At 39.8% G+C, this 21,110-nt stretch carries 21 protein-coding genes; 12 read left to right on the top strand and 9 right to left on the bottom strand.

Going from position 1 to position 21,110, the window contains the following annotated elements; all coding sequences use genetic code 11:
* Positions 1-53: 53 nt before the first annotated feature.
* Positions 54-701 (top strand): imidazoleglycerol-phosphate dehydratase HisB, encoded by a 648-nt coding sequence (hisB, locus tag L8106_RS02730; protein WP_009782647.1) that lies wholly within the window; start codon positions 54-56, stop codon positions 699-701.
* A 437-nt stretch (positions 702-1,138) separates the two neighbouring features.
* Here the strand turns inward: hisB and L8106_RS02725 are convergent, their stop codons facing one another.
* The 4 genes from L8106_RS02725 to L8106_RS02715 all read right to left on the bottom strand — a co-directional run bounded on the left by L8106_RS02725 (position 1,139) and on the right by L8106_RS02715 (position 4,062).
* The gene (locus L8106_RS02725; RefSeq protein ID WP_009782646.1) at positions 1,139-1,828 is read right to left on the bottom strand and encodes a hypothetical protein; all 690 of its coding nucleotides are present in this window, start codon (positions 1,826-1,828) and stop codon (positions 1,139-1,141) included.
* 168 nt (positions 1,829-1,996) lie between these two features.
* The gene (locus L8106_RS34145) at positions 1,997-2,125 is read right to left on the bottom strand and encodes a hypothetical protein (protein WP_255348873.1); all 129 of its coding nucleotides are present in this window, start codon (positions 2,123-2,125) and stop codon (positions 1,997-1,999) included.
* Positions 2,126-2,320: 195 nt separating this feature from the next.
* Positions 2,321-2,713, bottom strand: coding sequence for a hypothetical protein (locus L8106_RS02720; protein ID WP_039895368.1), 393 nt, complete (start codon positions 2,711-2,713; stop codon positions 2,321-2,323).
* 92 nt (positions 2,714-2,805) lie between these two features.
* Entirely contained in the window at positions 2,806-4,062 is a 1,257-nt protein-coding gene (locus L8106_RS02715) for a CCA tRNA nucleotidyltransferase (RefSeq protein ID WP_009782643.1), read from the bottom strand.
* Positions 4,063-4,177: 115 nt separating this feature from the next.
* On the opposite strand from L8106_RS02715, the gene L8106_RS02710 reads away from it, so the two are divergent.
* The 3 genes from L8106_RS02710 to tsaB all read left to right on the top strand — a co-directional run bounded on the left by L8106_RS02710 (position 4,178) and on the right by tsaB (position 7,006).
* A complete protein-coding gene (locus L8106_RS02710) occupies positions 4,178-4,426 on the top strand; it encodes a Ycf34 family protein (protein WP_009782642.1) in 249 nt (82 codons plus the stop codon).
* Positions 4,427-4,639: 213 nt separating this feature from the next.
* Positions 4,640-6,355, top strand: coding sequence for a protein kinase (locus tag L8106_RS02705; RefSeq protein WP_009782641.1), 1,716 nt, complete (start codon positions 4,640-4,642; stop codon positions 6,353-6,355).
* A gap of 15 nt (positions 6,356-6,370) precedes the next feature.
* Positions 6,371-7,006, top strand: coding sequence for a tRNA (adenosine(37)-N6)-threonylcarbamoyltransferase complex dimerization subunit type 1 TsaB (gene tsaB / locus L8106_RS02700; RefSeq protein WP_009782640.1), 636 nt, complete (start codon positions 6,371-6,373; stop codon positions 7,004-7,006).
* Between the two features lie 67 nt (positions 7,007-7,073).
* Here the strand turns inward: tsaB and L8106_RS02695 are convergent, their stop codons facing one another.
* Positions 7,074-7,706: a hypothetical protein gene (locus tag L8106_RS02695; protein ID WP_009782639.1), complete on the bottom strand. Its 633-nt coding sequence runs from the start codon at positions 7,704-7,706 to the stop codon at positions 7,074-7,076.
* Positions 7,707-8,071: 365 nt separating this feature from the next.
* On the opposite strand from L8106_RS02695, the gene L8106_RS34335 reads away from it, so the two are divergent.
* Entirely contained in the window at positions 8,072-9,151 is a 1,080-nt protein-coding gene (locus L8106_RS34335; RefSeq protein ID WP_009782638.1) for a CAP domain-containing protein, read from the top strand.
* A 100-nt stretch (positions 9,152-9,251) separates the two neighbouring features.
* Here L8106_RS34335 and L8106_RS02685 read toward each other — a convergent pair whose 3' ends face one another.
* On the bottom strand, positions 9,252-10,259 hold the full coding sequence (locus tag L8106_RS02685) for a tetratricopeptide repeat protein (protein WP_009782637.1): 1,008 nt from the start codon (positions 10,257-10,259) through the stop codon (positions 9,252-9,254).
* Between the two features lie 573 nt (positions 10,260-10,832).
* Complete coding sequence (gene cobS, locus L8106_RS02680) at positions 10,833-11,633, bottom strand: adenosylcobinamide-GDP ribazoletransferase (protein WP_009782636.1); 801 nt, start codon at positions 11,631-11,633, stop codon at positions 10,833-10,835.
* A gap of 671 nt (positions 11,634-12,304) precedes the next feature.
* Here cobS and L8106_RS02675 point away from each other — a divergent pair.
* The 4 genes from L8106_RS02675 to L8106_RS02660 all read left to right on the top strand — a co-directional run bounded on the left by L8106_RS02675 (position 12,305) and on the right by L8106_RS02660 (position 15,466).
* Complete coding sequence (locus L8106_RS02675; RefSeq protein ID WP_009782635.1) at positions 12,305-12,751, top strand: hypothetical protein; 447 nt, start codon at positions 12,305-12,307, stop codon at positions 12,749-12,751.
* 108 nt (positions 12,752-12,859) lie between these two features.
* Positions 12,860-14,020, top strand: coding sequence for a tRNA guanosine(34) transglycosylase Tgt (gene tgt, locus L8106_RS02670; protein ID WP_009782634.1), 1,161 nt, complete (start codon positions 12,860-12,862; stop codon positions 14,018-14,020).
* 12 nt (positions 14,021-14,032) lie between these two features.
* Entirely contained in the window at positions 14,033-14,713 is a 681-nt protein-coding gene (locus L8106_RS02665; RefSeq protein WP_009782633.1) for a Uma2 family endonuclease, read from the top strand.
* 57 nt (positions 14,714-14,770) lie between these two features.
* A complete protein-coding gene (locus L8106_RS02660) occupies positions 14,771-15,466 on the top strand; it encodes a hypothetical protein (RefSeq protein ID WP_009782632.1) in 696 nt (231 codons plus the stop codon).
* A gap of 69 nt (positions 15,467-15,535) precedes the next feature.
* Here L8106_RS02660 and L8106_RS02655 read toward each other — a convergent pair whose 3' ends face one another.
* Positions 15,536-16,078 (bottom strand): GNAT family N-acetyltransferase, encoded by a 543-nt coding sequence (locus L8106_RS02655; protein ID WP_009782631.1) that lies wholly within the window; start codon positions 16,076-16,078, stop codon positions 15,536-15,538.
* Positions 16,079-16,332: 254 nt separating this feature from the next.
* On the opposite strand from L8106_RS02655, the gene L8106_RS02650 reads away from it, so the two are divergent.
* Both L8106_RS02650 and L8106_RS02645 read left to right on the top strand, forming a co-directional pair.
* The gene (locus tag L8106_RS02650) at positions 16,333-18,411 is read left to right on the top strand and encodes a mechanosensitive ion channel domain-containing protein (protein WP_009782630.1); all 2,079 of its coding nucleotides are present in this window, start codon (positions 16,333-16,335) and stop codon (positions 18,409-18,411) included.
* Positions 18,412-18,609: 198 nt separating this feature from the next.
* A complete protein-coding gene (locus L8106_RS02645; protein WP_009782629.1) occupies positions 18,610-19,428 on the top strand; it encodes an FkbM family methyltransferase in 819 nt (272 codons plus the stop codon).
* A gap of 82 nt (positions 19,429-19,510) precedes the next feature.
* Here L8106_RS02645 and tnpA read toward each other — a convergent pair whose 3' ends face one another.
* Positions 19,511-19,918 carry an IS200/IS605 family transposase gene (gene tnpA, locus L8106_RS02640; RefSeq protein WP_009782628.1) on the bottom strand — a complete coding sequence of 136 codons (408 nt, stop codon included), beginning with the start codon at positions 19,916-19,918 and terminating at the stop codon, positions 19,511-19,513.
* Positions 19,919-19,974: 56 nt separating this feature from the next.
* Between tnpA and tnpB the strand changes: the two genes are divergently transcribed.
* The gene (gene tnpB, locus L8106_RS02635; RefSeq protein WP_009782627.1) at positions 19,975-21,093 is read left to right on the top strand and encodes an IS200/IS605 family element RNA-guided endonuclease TnpB; all 1,119 of its coding nucleotides are present in this window, start codon (positions 19,975-19,977) and stop codon (positions 21,091-21,093) included.
* The last annotated feature ends 17 nt before the right edge of the window (positions 21,094-21,110 follow it).

Raw genomic sequence — 21,110 nt, 5'->3', positions numbered from 1 at the left:
TTGGTGACTGACCTAACTCTTGACTGTCGAATAGTTGAAGTATTAATAACATCATGCAAACTCGCTTAACAGAAAATAAACCCGCTACGATCCCTTCTGATCTTCTCCCCACGACACGCAAGGTAACGGTTAAACGGACAACCAAGGAAACTGATGTCACTGTCACCATCAACCTCGATGGTACTGGCATCTGTCAAGCGAATACAGGGATTCCGTTTCTAGATCATATGTTGCAGCAAATCGCCTCTCACAGCTTGGTTGATTTGGATGTTGCTGCTGTTGGAGATGTGGAAATTGATGATCATCATACCAATGAGGATGTCGGCATTACCCTCGGGCAAGCTTTAGCAAAAGCTTTGGGCGATCGCAAAGGGATTAACCGTTTTGGTCATTTTGTTGCCCCTCTCGATGAAGCTTTAATTCAGGTGGCGTTAGATTTTTCGGGGCGTCCTCATTTGACCTATGGCTTAGAAATTCCGACTCAACGGGTTGGTACCTATGACACGCAGCTTGTCCGAGAGTTTTTTGTCGCTCTGGCTAATAATAGTTTGATGACTTTGCATATTCGTCAGCTTGACGGGATGAACTCCCATCACATTATTGAAGCGACGTTTAAAGCTTTGGCGCGATCATTGCGAATGGCGGTTGAAATTGACGAACGACGTGCGGGTACAATTCCGAGTTCTAAAGGGGTTCTCTAGGATTAAATCAGATTAAAATTTCTACACTCAAAAAATCGAGTCAAGGTGGGTTAATCGTCAACCTACCTTAAATTCTTCCTGAACTCGAACAGGGTTTACTCTCTGGCGTGTTGACCGAGAAATTGGGATACAAGCCCCGTTCTTTTAGGACGGCTTGTGCGATAATTTAAGTGGTTGAAATCCCCACCTAAGAGTGCAGCGATATATACTCATCAGATCAGAGTTGAAACCGGGACTGCTCCAGTAATAGGGAAAGACCGAAGGGCAATGGTTAAAAATCCAACCTGGAAGCAAAGCGAAAAGTATTGTTAATATTTCAAAAAAAAACGATACATATTAGTCGCCATAGGGCATTGGGAGACTCTAAACGGACATAGAGGGACTGTAAGACTACCTTGGTAGCAGGACTCGTTGAAGTGTCAAGAATCCCCGCTCGTTTACGACGGGGAGTATGTCAAATAACACCAGCACGGATTGAACACCAATAAACCTGTTATTCCTACAAGCAGTAACATCATTAATACAGAAATATCGACGGGTGATTGATGGCTGTGATTGATTTCTAGGGGCTGTTGTTCTTGGGAAAACAAGATATTGTCGGGCGTATTGGCGGAGTATTCGATGCCGTAAACGCCTTGATTTTTAGATTGACCGAACGGTGTACTGACTCCTCGGTTCCAAACTTGTAAAGCCTGAGATTTGAGGGGTTGGCGTCCTCGGGCGAATAGGTTTAAGCCGTTGATTCCGTAAATTTGCCCTTGGTTTTGACTAATTGTTTTTTCTCCCCAGCTAAAGACTTCTAAATCTTCTTTTGTCCAGGTATAGCTACCCCAACGGGCTTCAAAGGATTCTAATTCTGAGAGGTCTACGACTCCATCGGCGTTTTTGTCTGTGCCTTCAAACACACCCGATAGCTGTTCTTCTCCGACTTGTTGTTGGAATTCAAAGCGGTTTGTTTGGATCGGCATGACGTTAATAAATCCTAAGCTGAAGGCAATACCAGCCGCTACTGCTAATTTTTGAGCAATATTGGGTTTAAAAGGCCGTGTAGTTTGGGGGTTTCTACCGGAGTCGCGATTGCTTCTAGGATTTTGGTTTTGGATAACCTTTGAGTTGTGTTTGTGCATAACCATAGGATCTGTTGCTTGAGGTGTCTATTGAACTCATCTGTACTTATGTCTGCCTACTCATCACTTATGCAGTCACTCCTAAACGATGTTGCTCATTGACGGGATCAAGCGGGTTTGACCGGGAAATGCTTTTTGCTGGGTTCTAGAAAACTAACTTTAGATCAGTTATTCGGTTGGACGTTGAGGCTTGGAGTTGGATTGGTCTTGACGCTTGAAATCCTCTGTTGGTTCATCTAGCCAGTTCAACAGTTTGTGTGAAATTTTGAATTGACCGTTGAGAATTTGATCGGACACAACGATTAGTCCTAAAAGTAAAGAGAGTGAAATAATGTCCATCTATCAATTTGCCATTTCACTAGACTGTACAGTTTGATTAAAGAAAATTAAAAGCAGGCAGATCAGATGATATATGAATAGGATAGACTGTACAGTTTGGTTTTGTCAAGAAAAAAGACGTGTACCCCAGTAGAATCACGTCTTAAACTTAAACTAACTCCGAGTCGTTTTTGGGGTCTGGTCAGAGGTATTGAACTGAGTGGGGATCAACTGCACACGAAAACCCAAATTTGGGAAGGAATTTTCTGGATGCTGTTGATCATGACGATGAAAAGACTCACAAGCCGACTTAGAAGCAGATTTTGGGGAAAGATTAATCAAGCTCAACCGTAACAATTCTGGATCGTCAGGTTCGTCACACTCCCGAGGGATCACCGCTGATCGCAATTGAGCCAAACCCAAATGAGACTGATCAGAAATCAAAAAATCAGACTGGGGACGCGAAATCGAAGAAATAGCAGCGATCGCACTCACCCAAACAATGCACTCCATCCAAGTCCAGCGACTCATCACCAACACTCCTAAACCGTTAAAAATTTGACGCAAACCCTATTAAATTAAAACGCAACTGAGAATTGGGTAGCGCTCTAAACAGATTCTCCCGGTCTGAGTCACGGCACAAGAAAAAGAAATAAGACTTACTCGCCGTGTTCGAGGCTTTGGGCGACCCATCTTAGGGCTTGTTCGCGAGTCAAGATTTGACCTTCTACTTGTGCAAGTTGAATCTTCATCAGCAGTTGACCAATTTTCGGACTGGGAGACAAATTTAATGTTTTCATCAATTCATTCCCCGTTACCAACACCTGCGGATGAGCAACCGGATCATCGGGGTTCAAATAACGTGCAATCAGAGGTGATAGATTCATGGCTGAGACTCCAGAAGCCACCGCTAATACCGCTAAAGCTGGAAAAAGGGTTCCGACCTCCTGAAAGAGAAAATACTGCTGTCTGAGAGACATCTGGGAAGGGGGAGTTTGCTGTAATCTCCCCAAACCTTTAACAATAGCGATCGCACTGCGAATTTCGGCTTTGCTGTATTTAAGCTGGGTTAACTCAACTTCAGCAACAGTCGGGTCAGGAGTTAGTAAACAAGTGAGTTTGGCGATCGCCAGTTGTGAGGTTTTGATCGTATTGCGGAGCGGATGAGATAATGTTGGGGTTAATGTGGGTGAATGTTGGTGGAGAGTCTCAACGGCCGAATCCATTTTCAGGAGTCGGTCAAATTGCTCTGAGGCGCTGGGAAAAAAGCCAGAGAGTAAATGATCTTCCCAGGCCTGCTTGATCCAAACCACACCAATAGCAGTATTCAACAAATACCCTAACTCGGTTTGGACTCGTTCGACGGCGACTTGAGATAAGAACGGGGCGAGTTCACGAATAGTCGCTTGGGTTTGAGGTTCGAGTTGAAATCTAAGTTGGGCGGCTTGACGATAGCCCCGCAGGAGTCGTAAGGGATCATCTCGCAGGTTTTGAGCGGAAATCATGCGGATGAGTCGGTTTTGGATGTCGGTTTGACCCTTATGGGGATCGATCAGTTCTTGGGTAAAGGGGTTATAGGCGATCGCATTGAGTGTAAAATCTCGTCGTTGGAGATCTTGGGCGAGACTATTGGCTTGGGCTTGAGCAAAATCAACAGTTGCACCGGGAAAAACGACGCGGGCGATCTGACGTTCGGCATCCAATAAGACAAATCCGGCTTTATAATATTTAGCTATATTCTGTGCTGTATGAATCGCTTGTCCCAATAAAACAAAGTCTAAATCTAAATAGTCTGCTTTGCGCCCAAGCAAGCCATCTCGCACTGCACCTCCGACTAAATAAGCAGGTTGGGGTAGCCACTCTAGAGTAAATGGCCAACTGTCTGTAAACCTGATCGAGTTAAACGCTTTTGACATTGCAACAAAAATCAACCGACTTCTTCGGCCAGTAAGGTCTTGCCTAAGCTACATTAGCTAATAAAGGGCTGGAATTATATTCAGTCTGCTGAAATGCACAGAGGATTTTTTTAAAATGTGTATTTGTGTCAATTGTCACTATGTTGATCGCTGTATCACCTACCACGCCGTAGAAACACAGCACCAGGAATCTCACGTTGCCGAAGACCCAACCTTCGAGCCGATTGAACCTACAATCAATGTTAACATTCGTTCCCGAGACGAGGAGATTGAGATGGAATGGGATGTTGTGGGTTGTCAGAGTTTCACCGAAGAAATGGGAAAATGGGCGAAGTTACGTCCCGGTGAGTTGATTCCCACATAACAATACATGACTGATGGTGTCTAAGGATGGAGAAACATGAGGAAATCTCTAGGATCAGAGATCTGATTTAATCCAGCACAATTTGTCTGATTAAAATCTATAATCATTGGATATTTCCTGTTCTCTATCCTTTTATCTTCTGTCTATTCCCTCAAGTTCTTTCTATTAAGATTTTCAATTTAAAATCCATGAATCTCTGCATTCAATATTCAAATGAGTCATTGCTTTAATCCCAATTGCACTCGTCCGCACAATTCTAGTGATGCCCAATTTTGTCAAAATTGCGGTTCAGTTTTGGTATTGAAACCTCAAGATGAAACGACTCTAAGTTCTCGTTATCGAGGGATTCAATTAATTGGAGAAGGAGGATTTGGTCGGACATTTTTGGCGGTGGATGAGTCTCAAGTTTCTCAACCTCGGTGCGCGATTAAGCAGTTTTTTCCTCAAGGAATGAACGGTAAAAAAGCGGCTGAATTATTTCAGCAAGAGGCAAAACAACTTAAATATTTAGGAGAACATCCTCAAATTCCTCAATGGTTAGGTGATCTCGAACAGGATGGTTATCAATATTTACTACAAGAATTTATAGAAGGTAAAAATTTAGCCCAAGAGTTATTTGAAAACGGGGCTTATTCTGAAGAAAAAATTCGACAACTCTTAAAAGATTTATTGCCTATTTTAGAGTTTATTCATAGTCATAAAATTATTCATCGAGATATCAAACCGGAAAATATTATTCGTCGTCGATTGACATCAGAAACAAATGGAAATCTGGTTTTAGTGGATTTTGGGGCGGCGAAGTTAATCACAGGTGGAATTCGACCTAAAACGGGAACAATGATTGGCAGTGCGGCTTATACCGCCCCAGAACAATTGATGGGAAAAGCAGTATTTGCGAGTGATATTTATAGTTTAGGGGTGAGTTGTATTCATCTGTTAACTGACATTTCGCCGTTTGATTTGTTTGATAGTCAAGAAGGAAATTGGGTTTGGCGAGATTATTTAAAGAATCCTGTGAGTGATGAGTTAGGACATATTTTAGATAAAATGTTGCAAGGGGCGACAAGCCGACGTTATCATTCTGCGGCTGCGGTATTACAATATTTGAACCCTCGTCCGACTTATATTGATGCTTTTCCCGGGTTGAAAATTCCTGATGAAATGGCGTCAAATATTTTAGAAACAGCGGATGAAAATTTAACTTATGGGCGACGTTATTCTGAACCTCAGCCTCGTACAAGGTCTGAATATCGAACTCAATATCAAGGAAAAATTGTTCAAGCCAAATTACAAGAGGTTTTGAATTATTATCAGGTTCAAGTTCAAGTCAGTTCGGTCAAAAAAAATCAGCTTACCGTTGTGATTAATCGCCCCCAAAATACGGTTGTTCACTATGCTGATTTAGCGAAAATAATTGGTTATCAACTTACACAACTTCAACTGAAGAACATTCGTCAAGTGAAGTTATTAGGACGACTTAATAAAAATAATATTCCGGAATGGAAAAAGCTGTTAATTCTGAATCGCAAAACTCAACTCAAAAATCAATTTATCAAGCTGAAAACTCATCCTCGCTATTTACAATTCTCTCAAGTCACATCTCAGAAGTTTTGGCTAGATAAAATTCATCAAAAAGAGTTTTGGATAGATGTTCTGATGGGGTCAATGATTACGTTTATTTTTAGTGTAAATGTGATTATCTTTACCCCGTTAATGGCTTTTGTAATTGCTTTTGGTTTTCTCAAGGTTAAAGGTATAGTTTCTCAAAGCGGTCAAATTGCAATTAATAATTTATTTGGCACAATAGCGACGTTATTTATAGTCTTTGGTTTGTTAGATTTAAAGATAGGGTCTCAAGGTTTATTTGGGATAATTTTGGCGGGGCTTTGTGTGGCAATGCCGATGTTTTACTCGAAAGGGAACTATTAAATTTTGTCAGAAAAAATGTCATCAGATAGCCCAAAATATGGTTTAGCTATTCACAGCAGTAGCCCAGAACTTGGGTTAGCTATTAGTAGTTTTACGGGAGAAATTCGTTCTCAATCTTGGAATTTGGGACGAGATTTATCAGTAAAATTACATCAATATCTAGCTGAGTTTATTCAACCTCAAACCTGGTCAGATTTGAAGTTTATTACGGTTGCAAAAGGCCCAGGAAGTTTTACCGGGACTCGTATGGGTGTTGTCACAGCGAGAATACTCGCCCAACAGTTAGATATTCCTTTATTTTCGATTTCAACTCTTGCAGGGATGGCTTGGCAAATTTTTCAAAAAGATTTAACTTTATCGGAGAATTTAGCCCTACAAATGCCAGCCCAACGCGGTCAATTTTTTGTGGCGATTTATTCTAAACAAGACGATTTAATTGAATGTTTAACCGATAGTGTAATGTCACTAGAAAATTGGCAAAAAACACTAGAAAATTGGCAAAATCCCTATAAACTTGTTCAACTTGAAGGGGGTTTTGGAGATTCTGCAATCAGTTTATTAGAGTTAGCTAATGTAGACTTTAAACAAGGAAAATCTCCTCACTGGTCAGAAGCGTTACCTTTTTATGGACAGCATCCTGTTGATAATTAAAGCAAGAGACAAAACTCAAAAATCAGAGAAAGTTTTAAGACCTATTTCCTAAAACTCTCTTGATTGATTACTTCAAATCTATAATAACAGGAGTGGTTAGAGGATAATCTTCACCAATCACTAAAACTTGATAAACACCGTTTTGGGTGACAGAAGCTGAAACTAATTCTTCTTTTAAGGCTAATAACTGACCTGTCGGAGATTTAATCGCGATGGTGACAGCATTTGCTTTAATTTTCAGGGTTTGACCGCGTTTACAACGAACTTTTAGAGGTTGAATTTGTTCTGCGAATAAACTAATTTCTAGAGAAGATTCACCTTCATTTTCAACAGATTCAATTAAACGACTACTTTTATAAGTATACTCCAATAACCGCCAATCATTTAATCGAGACTGATTAGAAGTTCTGGTTAAAGATTGACTTAAATCAACTTTAATCGCTGAGTTTGTGGATTCTTGTTGTGGATAAACTAAAACTCGATAAATACCTGATTCCGGTAAAATCCCTTTCCACTCACCAGAATAAAGCGTCGTTAATCCTTCTCCTGAAGGTGTTAACAGTTTTGCTTTAGAAGTTCCTTCATAGATTCCCAAAGTGAGGTATTGTCCTTCTTTTCCTTCAAAAATATAGAGGGTTGGTTGTTTCAGAGTCGCTTTGATTTCACCGAAACGAGAAATTGACTTGATGGGATAGTTCATGGTAAGGACTTGGGGTAGGGGTTAGCAAGAAAGAAGTTGACTTGAATAGATTTGTCGCAAGTTGATTGAGGAATGTTCCTTTATACTCAAAGTCTAAAATCTTCTCAGGAAATTTCTACCTTTGCTGTGATACTTCTTTAAGCTTCATCTAAAATCCGCAGTTTTACGGAAGATAACGGGTTGAAAATTGTAGACAGTTTAATCAGTGACACAATACAAGTAAAGTTTTGTTGATTTTTCTAGAATGAGAAGGGTTTGTGTTGAAACAGAAAAATTGGGGGTAGCCTAAAATTATCGCGAAATGCTGCTTCTAAACTGTACTGTCGTTGTTTAGCAAAATACGGATAAAAAATTGGAGTTTAATCATGCTTTTAGTACCAGATACAGAATTAGGGGCTTGGATTGGGGACAATTATTCTGAGTTTATTACGCTTTCTGCGGGTCAATTAACGGGTTTTCCGTTGGGTGTATTGACGTTAGGAGGGGAAGATACGGTCAATGGTTCAATTGATTCTGAATTAATTATCGTCAATCAAGGTAATGATTTAGTATTGGGAGAAAATGGAAATGATACGATATTTGGAGGAAAGAATAATGATGCTTTAGAGGGAGAGATGGGAAATGATATTTTATTTGGAAATTTGGGGGAAGATACGCTGATAGGGGGTGAGAATGATGATAGTTTATTTGGCGGTCAAGAAAATGATCAACTGACTGGCGGAAGTGGAAATGATACGCTTTATGGCGATTTAGGGGCAGATACACTAACGGGTGGTTTTGGGGTTGATATTTTTGGCTTACGAGAAAATGGTCAAGGAATTGATGTGATTACCGACTTTGAAGATGGTGTTGATTTGATGCAACTTCCCGATAGTGTGACGGAATTTAGAGTTGAAAATAATGGATCGAATTTAACTCAAATTACAGTTGTAGCGACGGGGGAAGTGATCGCCCAACTGGAGGGAATTCAACCGACTGAAATTACCCTTGAAGATTTTGTTAATGCTTCTAGTCTTTCTCGACCTGTTGATACTTCTGAAAATTTGATTGATCAAGTGGTACAATTAACAAATGAATTTCGGGCTGAGAATGGTTTATCTCCTCTAAGTCTTAATTCTCAATTGGTAATGGCGGCTGAAAATCACAGCGAAAATATGGCGTTACAGGATTTCTTCGATCATCAAGGCGTTAATGGGGATGATGTGAGTGATCGCATTTCTATTATCGGTTATAATTATTTTACAGCCGGAGAGAATATTGGGGCAGGTTATTCGACTCCAGAAACGGTTGTAGAAGGATGGATTAATAGTCCTGGACATCGGGCTAATCTTCTCAATCCCGATTTTACAGAAATTGGAGTCGGTTATTTTTTCCTGGAAAATGATACTGGAAATGAAAACTGGAATCATTATTGGACTCAGGTTTTCGGTACTCCATTGGTTTAAAATAAAATAAAATTAGAGAATAGAGAAGTTTAAAAAAGATAGGGGAGATGATGATTTCCCCTATTCAATGTTTTGTGATCAGATGATGCTCAAGAGTCGGTTAATCATCCAGAAATTCAGCTTCACAAATGGTTGACTCTCGATAATTGAGATCGACTTCATCCCATAATCCTTCTAAAAAAGTGGTGTGAAAATATTCTCCACCTTGATTAACTTCGACTTGAGGAGCATTACGAGAATAGCTGACATCGCTAGGTGTTCCTCTCTGGGCTTGATAGTAAACATAAGCATCAGCGTTAACACACATCACATGATAAAAGTCTTTATTGGCTTCAGTTTGATTCCCTGATTTGTAACGAGCTAATCCTCGATTAAGATAAGCTTTGATATAGGTTGGATCAAGTTGTATTGCTTGATTGAAGTCATCAATTGCAGACCTCATCTCTTTTAAACTGTAGTAAACACAACCTCGGTTGTAATAAGCATATACGTTATAGGCATCGATTTTTAAAGCGGTATTGTAATCTTCAATTGCGGCTTGATGTTCTCCGAGTTGATGATGGCAAAGACCTCGGTTAATGTAAGCTTTTGTGTAGTTGGGAGACAGTTCTATCGTTTTGTTAAAGTCTTGAATGGCATCTTGTTTTCGTCCACCCATATAAAAGGATCGACCTCGGTTGTGATAGGTTTTATGATTTTTGGGATTGAACAATAAGGCTTTATTGTAATATTTTAAAGCGTCTTCATATTCTCCACTTTGAGCAATGGCTAAACCCAAGTTATTGTAAATGGCATCGCTAGTAGGGTTGAATTTTAAAGCTATTTTTAAGTCTTTTATTGCTTTTTCATACTTCCCTAAATGGCGCCAAGCATTTCCTCTATTTAGATAGGCATCTGATAACTTAGGATTAATTTGCAGAGCATAATCTAAGTCTTTGATTGCGTTTTTATAGTCTTTTAAATGGTAATAGAGTAAGGCGCGATTAGTATAAGCAATAGCATGGTTAGGATTGCAACTGAGTACCTGATTTAAGTCGTCCAATGCGCCTCTATAGTTTCCTTGTCGGGCTTTGATTAAACCCTGCTGATATAGTTTGTTATTTTGCATGGAGTGACCTCGAAGATGACTCGGTTTTATTTATTAATCCTAGCTTAGATTTGATGGGGTACGAGTCAGAAACTCTCTTACTCCTCTTACTCAGACTAGCTTTGACTGACATGATCTACGCTTACAGATGGAAATGATGCCCTCCGGAAGATTAACGGCTGAGTCCACTTGTTAGCCGGAGTTCCCTGGCAGAGAGTGTTGATTTTTGAGAGACTCTCCAGAATCTCCGCTGTATTCTCTCAAATCTGTTCAGGTCTATAAACTTAAGCAATCTTAGTTATTTTCCTGAATTCATAGATTATTCCCTATAGCAATCATACTGTCTTTCTGTTGATCTTTCAACTGGGGGACAATACAGCCCAACTTTTTTCAGAAGCCCAGGATACTAATTTAGAATCATCGAGTTGCTCTGTGTGTTTGATGGGTTACAGGAGTCAGGGGTGAGGCTTGTACAAACACAAAAATTAACGCTCTGCGGCGATCGCTTTTGTTAATGAAGAAAAGTAAATGTAGAAAATCAGAGGATCGATGAATGAATTTGAGAAATAATCTCTTGGTTTTTAACTGAGTCATTTAACTGCCTTCTAAAGCTACTAATAAACACATTAGAAAAGTTTCTGTCCATTCGACCACTGCGCCATAAGTATCGCCTGTATGTCCACCGAGTCGAGCGTTGAACCAAGCCCCGATCAAAATCGCGATCGCACCACCGCCGAAAGCCATTCCGACAGCAACTAACCAACGACTGGGGTTGAGCATAATTTGCAAACCACTCAAACTTAACAGGAGTAGAATTCCTGGAATAAAGTCAAAGGGGGTATAAGTCAAATCTTTGTGAAAGGCACCTTTTCCGACCGCTTTTAGATAGGGATAACGAGCGATCGCCACTAATTGCCCCCATCGTCCCCAACCTGCTACCGCCATTAATGCTAGAGTTCGATATTCATCTAAATCACTTAGGGCTACTGTTTTTAATAATATAATTGCAATAGCAACCATGACTCCAAAAGCTCCGGTGAGACTATCAGCCATCACTTCGAGTCGGCGGTCAGGATCAGTAACGGCTAATCCATCAGCCGTATCCATCGCTCCGTCAAGATGCAATCCCCCTGTAATGGCGACACCCCCCAAGACAACCAGAGCCGAACGCAGCAAGGATGGAAACCCCAGGAGGTTTAACCCCATATCCATCAGTCCTAACATTGCTCCAATCATTAAGCCAATCATGGGGGCGAGTCGAGCAATTCCGCGAAATTCTAGAGTCCAGGAGAGCGGTACGGGTAAGCAGGTATAGAAGGCGATCGCAGCGGCGAAGGCGGCGGTCTGTTGTTGCCAAAATTGTTGGATAGACTCAATGAGTCTGTCATTTGCCATAACATCACGGTCAGCTCGATTTCTTTACTTTACCTGAAATTTTTCCTTTGTCTGTTATTGAGGTGTGAGGTGGCGACAAGCAATTTTTTAATAGAGGGGATGAATATTTTCTGAGCTATGCCACAATTGAAATAACAACTCTCTTATCGCTTGCTCTAGTTCGGAAATTTTCAGATTTTCCTCTCTCCAAAGGGTGCCAATTCGATCAATTTTGTGAAATTTCGTTCTGTCATTCTCATTATTGAGGAAGGTGTTGCGATTAGCTTAAGCTTAAGCAGAGTGATTAAACTCATGTATGAGATCACTTTGTCTAAGCTTTGCTAGAATTGGAGCGTTAACCTTAGTGTTGTCACCAATAATGCTAAGTTAATCAAGGTTTACCTACAGTTCTGTATATGCTTTAGGTAAATGTATTGAATTGGAAGAAATCAGTATTTTTTAGGGACTGAAGAAAAAATCAATTCAGTCTGAAGTGATACAGAACTTCCAAAACAAATGACTAACAAAAGTAGTCGTCTTGAACTGCAACTTCAAATTGGTAGCTTTTATCTCAAGTTCGGATATACTTAAGTGTGGGGAAAATGAAGTGTTCAATTTCTTTCCACAACGTACGAATTGGACTAGATAGAGTTACCACCAAAGGAACTTATTACATCAGAGGCTTTTGCTCCATGAGTTACGATCAATTAGATTGCAGGGTGTCTGCTCCGTGTATCATTGATACAGGCATAGTTGTTAACAAGCGTGATATGCAAAAACTGCTTGTTGATCTCGGCCGTGTTCGTTATCTTCATATCCAAGACGGACAGGTATGCAACGAGGCTGAAGGCTATGTCGTAGAGGTGTTCGCCTCGGAGCAGCAAGCAACCTTAGTTGCAAATCATTCCCTCTACTTAAATGTTAATAGTTTTGATTATCTCGAACTGAAACAATCTCCTGAGAACGAAACCTATTTCGATCTCATTCAAGAAGGACGTTTACTCCGCTTGATTCCACTTTCTGACCCGCTAGAAGAACACACCAGTCGCAAATTTAATGCAGCGGCTCTTGATGCGGTTATGGATCAAGTCTTGTCAGGAAATTGGGATAGTCAGCTTGATGAGGATTGCCCTTTTTAGAGACAATGAGGAGTGATAAATTAGCAGGACACTGGAAAAAGAAAAACAGTCTCTGAGTTTTTTGAACCTTCCATCTCCTCTAGTTGCTAGTCCCTCATCTGTTAATTCATGTCAGAACCCAATTCATTTGATATTCAGGCTCGCTGTTCTCAATCCTCAGCGCGAGCGGGTATTTTCTCGACTCCACACGGATCGGTAGAAACACCACGATTCATGCCAGTCGGAACGTTAGCCAATGTTAAAACGCTGACTCCGGCTCACTTAGAAGCCGCAGGCGCTCAAATGGTGCTGTCTAACACCTATCACTTGCATCTGCAACCGGGCGAGAAAATTGTCGCTAGCGCAGGCGGGTTGCATCGGTTTATGGCATGGAACGGGCCGATTTTAACTGATTCTGGTGGATTTCAAGTTTTTAGTCTCAGTGAAATTCGCACCATTAACGATGAGGGCGTCATCTTTCGCTCGCCTCACGATGGTCTAATGATTCATTTAACCCCCGAGCGCTCTATTCAAATTCAAAATGAATTGGGTGCTGATGTGATCATGGCGTTTGATGAATGCCCTCCCTACCCCGCCAGTCGAGAACAGGTGTTAGCCGCGACAGAACGGACTTATCGCTGGTTAGAACGCTGTATAACCGCTCATCAACGCTCGGATCAAGCTTTATTTGGCATTGTTCAGGGGGGCGTATATCCTGAGTTGCGACAAGAAGCCGCCCAACAACTTGCAAAACTCAATCTTCCGGGTTACGCCATTGGGGGCGTGAGTGTGGGAGAACCCTCTGAATTGATTGAAAAAATTGTTAAGGTGACAACGCCTTTTCTTCCCCCCGAAAAACCCCGTTATTTAATGGGTGTGGGAACTTATCGGGAAATGGCACAAGCGATCGCCTCTGGTATAGACTTATTTGATTGTGTGATACCGACTCGTTTGGCGCGTCATGGGGCGGCGTTGGTTCAAGGAGAACGTTGGAATCTCAAAAATTCTCCATTTCGAGAAGATTTTCAACCCCTCGATGAAACTTGTCCGTGTTATACTTGTCAAAATTTTAGTCGCGCTTACCTCAGTCATTTAGTTAGAGCAAAAGAACTTCTAGCTTATACGTTGCTTTCTATTCATAATGTTACCGAATTAATTCGCTTTACCCAACGCATTCGAGATGCTATTTTTCGCGATCGCTTTTCTGAAGAATTTGCTGAATGGATCAAGCCTTCTGAATCGGGTAAAACTTTAGAAGAAGTGGGTTTTTCTCATCAAGATGATCCGTAATTTTCAAATACGATGACTCAAATTAAAGTTTCTCCCACTCTAAAAACTCCTCCTCTCGAAAGCGGTGATTCTCTGACTCGCGCAGAATTTGAACGGCGTTATCAGGCGATGTCAGAGATTAAGAAAGCTGAATTAATAGAAGGAGTGGTTTACCTGGCTTCACCTTTACGTTATCGAAATCATGCTCAACCTCACGCTTTTATTGTCGGTTGGTTGTTAACCTATGTCGCAAATACGCCTGGTGTTGGTATCGCTGACAACACAACCGTTCGTCTGGATGCAGATAATGAACCTCAACCTGATGCGTTACTTAGAATAGAAACAGGAGGACAGTCTTCTATTAGTGAAGATGACTATGTAGAAGGTGCGCCGGAATTAATCGTAGAAATCGCGGCTAGTAGCGCATCAATTGACTTGCATGATAAACTCAAAGCGTACCGTCGCAATCAAGTTCAAGAATATTTAGTTTGGCGAGTGTATGATGGTGAATTTGACTGGTATTATTTAGATCAGGGAGAATACAAACGCCTAGAGGCTAATGCTGATGGAATTGTATGTAGTCTAATTTTTCCGGGATTGTGGTTGGATGTTTCAGCGTTGTTAGCGGGGAATCTAGCGAAAGTCTTAGAGGTTGGACAACAGGGATTAGCAACCGTAGAACATCAGCAGTTTGTAATAAAGTTTACTGAATAAGAGTTTAAGCTCTCAAAAGAGATCTATTCTGTACATTATTCACATAGAGGTTACAAAATGAAAGGCTGGAAAACCTTCAATAACTTATATTCATTAGAAAATTGGTTGTTTGGTCTAGGTGCTATATTGACAATTCGTTATTTTTACAATCCAAAATCAATAAAAATTTTAGAGATTATTAGCTTAGATCGAGGAGAAAATTATGATTATTCTACTAATAATATAGGTGCTTTGTCTGTAGGTATAGGGTTTATATGTGGGAGTCTCTCTGTGAATTTTCTAAAATATATCATATATCTTGAAAACAAAGAGAATGACATAGATATTAAAACTTTTTTCGGTAGAATCAACAATAACACATCGGAAATTAAGTTAGAAGATAATTTAAAGAAAGAATCAGACGCTTTATCTTATTATATGATTTTGGTATCCAGACTTGTTTGTTTTTTAGCAAGCCTTATTTGCGGTTCTGATTTTCTATACAGTTGTTTTCAACATTTACATACTACAAACACTTCAAACACTTTACCAAAAATATTAGCTTCTTTGATAATCTTATTAATCGCAACAGTAGTATTGTTCCTAAGTGCTATGTACTTACCTAAAATTTTATATGAATTTAAGTTTTTTGTACAGATGAATATAGAGACTATGAAGGAAATATTAAGTTATGTATTTGGAGGCTTATTTGTATTAATTGTATTGGTATTGCTTGGGATGGCTGGATTATGGGTTATAAACCTTGTGACTTAGGCTTTAGACCAAAGTATAGCTTTGATTTCATGCCATGTTCATTTTCACTATGAAGTAAAGTATGATAGTCTATGATAAGGTAGTATGGTAATGAGTGGCTTTTAACTGAAATAACAATAATTCAACCCCGTAATACTCATTCGTTAATCCCAAAGATTTCATTCCCAGTCTTTGAGTCACCGCAATTGAACGTTTATTTTCTGGCTTGACAACGGCATAAATGACAGGTAAATTAAAATTTTTAAAACCATAGGAGAGAATTTGTTGAGCGGCTTCTGTGGCGTAACCGTTTCCCCAACTGGCTTGGCGAAAATGCCAACCAATTTCATAATTTGTTGTGGTAATACCATCATTATTAGGAAGTTGAACCAGCAAAACTGCACCAATAATTTCATCGGTTTCTTTTTCAACTACCGCCCAAGAACCTGTTCCATGTTTATGACGTTCTAATCTGTCTTTAAGTCGATAACGAACTGCTTCTACTGTTTCTAAAGGGGGACTAATAAAATACATCACATTGGGATCACCATATATTTTAAAAGCTTGCATTGCATCTTTTTCTGGTTCCCAGTTTCGGATAATTAAACGCTCAGTTTGAAATAAAATACTCATATATTTTAAGCTGATCAATGACTAATTAACAACAAAAGTTAATTTAACAACAGGAAGACCAGATTTTTGTAAAGTTTTAGTAAAAAATTGAAGATTATATTTGAAAAATAATAACTGTTTTGTTAGCTTGATTGTAGAAAAACATCTTTCGCAGTGATCAAATAAGCGATCACTGTAATGCTCTATAAATACCATATTTTTCTTTAAAGCCTGCGGATTTTAGGTTTCCTTTATAAGTTATGAGGAGAAAAAAAGTGTTGAAATATCAGGTTCGTTCGTTGATCATCACGGGAATCATTTGTACTGTTGTCTCGTGGGGCGTTCCTAGTCAAACTCAAGAATTGATGATCGCAGAACCCCAAACAGAAGAAACGGAACCTCAGCCCTTGTCAACCGCTTTAGGGAAGGAAGTTACCACACAAGATCCTGAAATTGAAGTCGATGAACTGAAATTATTGGTGAAGCCTTTAACACGAGTAGAACTCGAAAATGAAGCCGCAGCATGGCTGATTTTATTAAAACAAAAAGTACAAGAAATTAGCGATGCTGAAATTGCAGTTAAACGTCAGAACCGAGCCATTAGCAAACAACAAGAAGCGGCTAACACTTTAGAAGAAGTTACACAAGCCCTGGAAGCCGCTCAAGAAAGTCAAGCGGTGGCGACAGTGGGTTCACCTGAATATGAACAGGCTACCAGAAAGATAGAAGAAGCTCAAGAAAACCTCAAGAAAGCCCAAGAAGCAGTTGAAGAAGCCGCAATAATTAACGCTGAAATCAAAGAAGATGATACCTTAAGCAGTGTTATAGAAGAAGCCCAAGAAACCGGTGAATTAGAACAGGCAAAACAAACTCTTGAACTCGCCAAAAAAGACCGAGAAAAAGTTGATAGTTGGTCTAGTGAATACGAAGAAATTACTCAAAATATTGATCAACTAGAAATTGCAATTGAAACCGTTGAAGAGGCTCAAGAAATTCAAAAAAATACGCCACCAGATACTTGGGAATATGATGATGCAACTCAACAACTTGAAGCGGCACGGAACTCTCTCAAACAAGCAATAGAAGCCATTCAAGGAGTTAATCCTAACTCACCCAATCCGACTGAGCAATCTTCCCAGAATCTAGATGAAGCAGTAGATACCCTTGAAAATACTAATATTGAAGGAAACTTAGAAATAAAAGTTGCCAGCACTGTTAACGGAGTTGAAAACCTAGAAAATATTGATCAAAAACAAAATCAACTCGAAGAAGCAACTGAACAGTTAGAAGAAAATGCTGAAGCTGAGTCTGAATTGAAGAACCAATTAGTTAGTAATATTACTGAATTACAAGCCGAGCGCACCGCAATTATTGATCGGTTTGAGATTGTATTAGATGAACTTGAAAAAAAAGGGGGTGAAGTTAGCTCATATAACGACTATATTCAAGCAGTTAGTACCATCGAAATTGATCTCGAAGATACTGACGGTTTGGGAGTGCGGTTGATGGGTTGGCTTCAGTCTGAAGAAGGGGGTCTACGTTGGGGAATTAAGCTCGGTACATTTGTTAGTATTGTTATTGCTTCAATTATTATTTCTCAAATTATAGGTTTAATTATTAACCGCAGTTTGTCAAAGTTTAGCAATGTCTCTGATGTTTTCCGGCAACTGGTTGTGATGCTAGTGAAGCGAGGCGGAGTGGTTGTTGGCTTTGTACTCGCTTTAACCGCCCTCGAAGTCAGTCTCGGCCCCCTTATAGCCCTAGTTGGTGGAACCAGTTTTATCCTAGCATTCGCTTTGCAAAACAATCTGGCGAATCTCGCGAGTGGGTTTATGTTAATGGTTTACAAGCCTTTTGATGTAGAGGATGAAGTTCTGGTGGGTGATATCTCCGGTTTTATTCACTCAATTACCCTGGCAAATACAATCATTCGGGGTTGGAATGATGAAATTATTACGATGCCCAATAATACAGTTTGGGGGAGCATTATTACTAATATGACGACTGAAGAAACTCGTTGTGTTGCTATTGTTATCCTATTTCCTTTTAGTTATAATATTTCTCGGGTTGAGCAAATTTTGAGAGAGATTGCTAAATCCCATCCTTTGGCTTTAGAAAATCCAGCGCCCAAAACAGTTGGGTTAGCATATACTGAATATTCTGTGAAAGTTAAGCTTAAGTGTTGGGCAACAACGACTGATTATTTTACGCTTAAGGGCGATCTACACCGGATGATTCAGCAACAGTTTGATCGCGAAGGAATTGTGATCGCATTACCCACACAGGAGATTCGGATTCAATCTGCATCCAACAATAATATTTCTCAACTCACTGTAGATTTACCCAAGAAATAGTTTCAGAAGTCTTTGTAAAAGATCCGGCTTAAAAAGCGTTGGGAATTCGTCGCCAACTCACTGTCCTATTGCGATCGCCAAGCTTCATAAAAATGTAAACTGTTGGATCATCTATACAATTTTTGAGTAAATGGCTGATCTACGGCTAAAAACTGCTAAATTGAATTAAGCAATCTCTAAATCTCTTAATCGAACTCAATGCGTGTTGAATCTTGCTGTCAAGCGTTGCTGAAGTCAATTTTACCGGAAATCGATCCAGATCGGGAAGGAATTTGTTTTGATATCGGCGTTGGAACCTTTGCATTTTACTGTGAACTATTTTCACAATTAAATTTCTCCACTGTTGCAGTTGAACCTTTACCTGTAGCCAAGCTTTATAAACTTTGTAAACAATATCCGATCACCTTAATCGAAAGTTGTTTATCCGATCAAAACGGAACTCAAACACTTTACAAGGGAAAATTTGGTAATCTGATGAATTCAAATTTTAGTTCCCTTTCTCCAAATTGGTTTGGTTCTTCAGCGTCAAAACGACAAGTTCAAACTCTAGATTTGTTGACACTATTAAAAACTATAGAAACCCCCAAAATTACTTGTTTTAAACTCGATATAGAAGGTTGGGAATCAGTTGTTATTAAGCAATTTTTCAACTTACCCGAACATCTACTTCCCAAAGTTGTCATGTTTGAATACGGAGGAGGAAGTCGTCGCGGGAGTGGTAAAAAAGGTTGGTCTACTCCGTTTTTAGAAGCTACGATGAGTAGTCTACAAACCTTGCAGCAATGTGGCTATGGTTTCAGTATTATGATTGATTATGCTGCAAATACCCAACCTAAAATCTTTGACTTGCGATCGCTATCTCTTGATGAAAACAGTCTCTTTTATCCCGACGCCGTATACGGAAATATCATTAGTTTTTACAACTGTATCTATCCAGAAACAGCCGTGAATCAAATTTGTGAATCCTATACCAAGAGTATCGTTAACTGGTTAGTGGGGAATTTTCTTCCTACTTAATCTTAGAATTTATCTAAGTGGAGTGAGAAGACCCGCAGCATAAGACACGTTGGTGTCGGGATGAATCACGACCAACAAAGAATTAACTAGGTCTGTCTTGTTCTTTAATATACTCTTTCAGTCTGTCAACAGCAACTCCTCCACAACTAGAAACGTAATAACTGCTTGACCATAAAACTTTCTTGCCCGAATAAACTTTTTTAAGTTCTGACTCAAATTTGCTGGAGATAGTTCGGCTGGTAGCAGTTTTAATGGTATTAACCAACTTACTAAGCTGTTGCTGAGGCAGGTATTGGAATAAAACGTGGATATGATCTACTTCACCATTAAACTCTATTAGTTCACAATCATTGTTTTCCAGTACCTTACTAATCGTTGCCTCTATCAAGAGGAGCATATTGCCTACAAAGACTTTACGCCTAAATTTGGTAACTAACACCAAATGGACTCTAACATCTGAAACAGACCTAGCACTTGACCGAACGACCATGTTGACACTTTACACCATATCAGTTACTTTAGTATAAAGTCTATCACGGAAGGTAAATGTTCACCGCTTTAAAAGTTCGGTTATATCCCACAAAACAACAGCGCATCCATCTCGCTAAAGAGTTGGGATGCGCTCGTTTTGTGTTTAATCGATTTTTAGCAGACTGGAACAACACCTACCAAGAAACAGGTAAAGGATTGAGCTATACAAAATGTGCCAATCAATTACCTGCCCTCAAGAAAGAATTGCCCTGGTTAACTGAAGTCGCCAGTCAGGTTTTACAACAGTCCTTGAAAAACCTAGACACAGCCTTTAAAAACTTTTTTAGAGGCACGGGCAGACATCCAAGGTTTAAGTCAAAACATCGAAAACAATCTGCAACTTATCCTCAAGGTTTTCAGGTGAATGGCAATTCTGTTAAACTTCCCAAATTGGGTGAAGTTAAAGCCAAAGTTCATCGACAAATCAAAGGGAAAGTCAAGTCCATAACAGTTTCGATGACCCCTTCAGGGAAGTATTTTGCATCACTTAGAATTGAGCTATCTGGAGAATTGCCAGAACAATCAACAGAAGGAAAAGTTATCGGAATTGATTTAGGCTTGAATGCTCTGATTGTTACGAGTGATGGTGACAAGATCAAACCGCCTAAGTTCTATCGGTACTACGAGAAGAAATTAGCGAAGTACCAAAAACGTCTATCTCGTAAAACCAAGGGTTCTGCTAATCGAAACAAGGCTAGGCTAAAAGTTGCTAAAGTTCACAATAAAATTGCTAATTGTCGTTTAGACTCTCATCACAAACTCTCACGCAAGTTAGTAGACGAAAACCAAGTCATCGTGTTTGAGGCTCTGAATATAAAAGGAATGACTCGCAATCATTGTTTAGCAAAATCGATTAATGATGCCGCTTGGGGAATGTTACAAACTCTGACTGAATACAAGGCTAAAGAGCAAGGAAAAGTTGTTGATTTTGTGGACAGGTTTTTTCCCAGTTCAAAGACTTGTAATTGTTGTGGGTATCGAATGAAATCAATGCCCTTAAATATTAGAAATTGGGAATGTCCCAATTGTGGAAATCTGCATGATAGAGATATTAATGCGGCTGGCAATTTGCGTGACTACTTTTTAGCGGTCAGACCCCGTGCGGGTTTCCCCACACTTAGGAATGCTGACTAAGAGAGCGTCAGGAAGTG

It is taken from the genome of Lyngbya sp. PCC 8106, assembly GCF_000169095.1.
Classification (GTDB): Bacteria; Cyanobacteriota; Cyanobacteriia; order Cyanobacteriales; family Microcoleaceae; genus Capilliphycus.
Note: the sequence above shows the minus strand (reverse complement) of the source record. Positions and strands in the feature narration are given on the sequence as shown.